Origin of the sequence: Mesorhizobium sp. M7A.F.Ca.US.005.03.2.1, from assembly GCF_003997795.1 — a bacterium.
GTDB classification, from domain to species: Bacteria; Pseudomonadota; Alphaproteobacteria; order Rhizobiales; family Rhizobiaceae; genus Mesorhizobium; species Mesorhizobium ciceri.
Genome location: NZ_RZRP01001152.1, coordinates 1 through 1,521 on the forward strand (window position 1 = coordinate 1; position 1,521 = coordinate 1,521).

Sequence of the window (1,521 nt, forward strand, 5' to 3'; positions counted from 1 at the left end):
GCCTGAAACAGGAGCTCGGCGACGGCGTGGCATCCGCGCCGATCACCGACGCGGTCTCGGCGCTGGTCAATCTCGGCTATTCGCGCGACACGGCCGCCAATGCGGTGGCGGCGGCGCTGAAGACGGCGGGCGAGGATGCCGATGCGCCGAAGCTGATTCGCTTCGGGCTGAAGGAACTTGCGCGGTGAGCCGCCGCTTGTTCAGCCCCTTGCCGTGTGCAAGGAAGGCGGCATGAGCCTGTCGCCCCGCTTGATTGCACCGGAAAAACGCGGCGAGGATGCCGAGCAGACCTTGCGGCCGCAGACGCTCGACGATTTCGTCGGCCAGGCGGCGGCGCGGGCGAATCTCAAAGTGTTCATCGAGGCCGCCAAGAGCCGCAGCGAGGCGCTCGACCATGTGCTGTTCGTCGGGCCGCCTGGTCTCGGCAAGACGACGCTGGCGCAGATCATGGCGCGCGAGCTCGGCGTCAATTTCCGCTCGACCTCGGGTCCGGTCATCGCCAAGGCCGGCGATCTTGCCGCGCTGCTGACCAATCTCGAGGAAGGCGACGTGCTGTTCATCGACGAGATCCATCGGCTGAGCCCGGCGGTGGAGGAGATCCTTTATCCGGCGATGGAGGATTTTCAGCTCGACCTGATCATCGGCGAAGGCCCGGCGGCGCGCTCGGTCAAGATCGACCTCGCCCGCTTCACCCTCGTCGCCGCCACCACGCGGCTTGGCCTGCTGACCAATCCGCTGCGCGACCGTTTCGGCATTCCGGTACGGCTCAATTTCTACACGGTCGAGGAGCTGGAGCAGATCGTGCGGCGTGGCGCGCGTATCCTGCAAATGCCGCTCGGCAACGACGGCGCGCTGGAGATCGCGCGGCGCGCGCGGGGCACGCCACGCATCGCCGGCCGGTTGTTGCGCCGTGTGCGCGATTTCGCCTCGGTGGCCGGCGATGGCCATGTCGACCGCAAGATCGCCGACGAAGCGTTGACCCGGCTGGAAGTCGATGCGCTCGGCCTCGACTCGCTCGACCGCCGGTACCTCAGCATGATCGCGCGCAATTTCGGCGGCGGGCCGGTCGGCATCGAGACGATCGCCGCAGGCCTGTCCGAACCGCGCGATGCCATCGAGGACATCATCGAGCCTTATCTGATCCAGCAGGGTTTCATCCAGCGCACGCCGCGCGGCCGCATGCTGACGGCCAATGCCTGGCGCCATCTCGGCCTCGACGCGCCGAAGGATCTGGCGCAGCAGCAGATCAACCTGTTCCAGGAAGAATAGCGGCCGGGCGATCAGGCGCAGGTTCCGGGCCGACGAAGGATCTGTGAGCGGCCTGCGCAAAATATCCTCGGCTTCGCCGGTTTGCCGGCGCATTCGTCGGCTCTGGTGGCGGTGCCATCCCGGGGCAATCTCGCTCCGATGGTTTGCCGGAGCCATGCAATGATCACCAGACGCGGATTCCTGCGCTTCATCGGCGGGTCGGTTCTGTCGGTTGCCGCGTTCAGCGCCTATGCGGCCGGCATAGAGCCGATG

The 1,521-nt window shown here is 66.8% G+C and carries 2 protein-coding genes and 1 pseudogene; all 3 read left to right on the forward strand.

Annotated features, from left to right (window positions below; translation table 11 throughout):
- Positions 1–188 (forward strand): annotated as a pseudogene (locus tag EN991_RS35670) (Holliday junction branch migration protein RuvA); the annotation flags it as partial.
- Between the two features lie 43 nt (positions 189–231).
- Positions 232–1,269, forward strand: a complete 1,038-nt coding sequence (gene ruvB / locus EN991_RS35675) for a Holliday junction branch migration DNA helicase RuvB (RefSeq protein WP_063170357.1) — start codon at positions 232–234, stop codon at positions 1,267–1,269.
- A 159-nt stretch (positions 1,270–1,428) separates the two neighbouring features.
- The coding region (locus EN991_RS41880) for a twin-arginine translocation signal domain-containing protein (protein ID WP_127370485.1) at positions 1,429–1,521 on the forward strand (93 nt) is incomplete at its 3' end.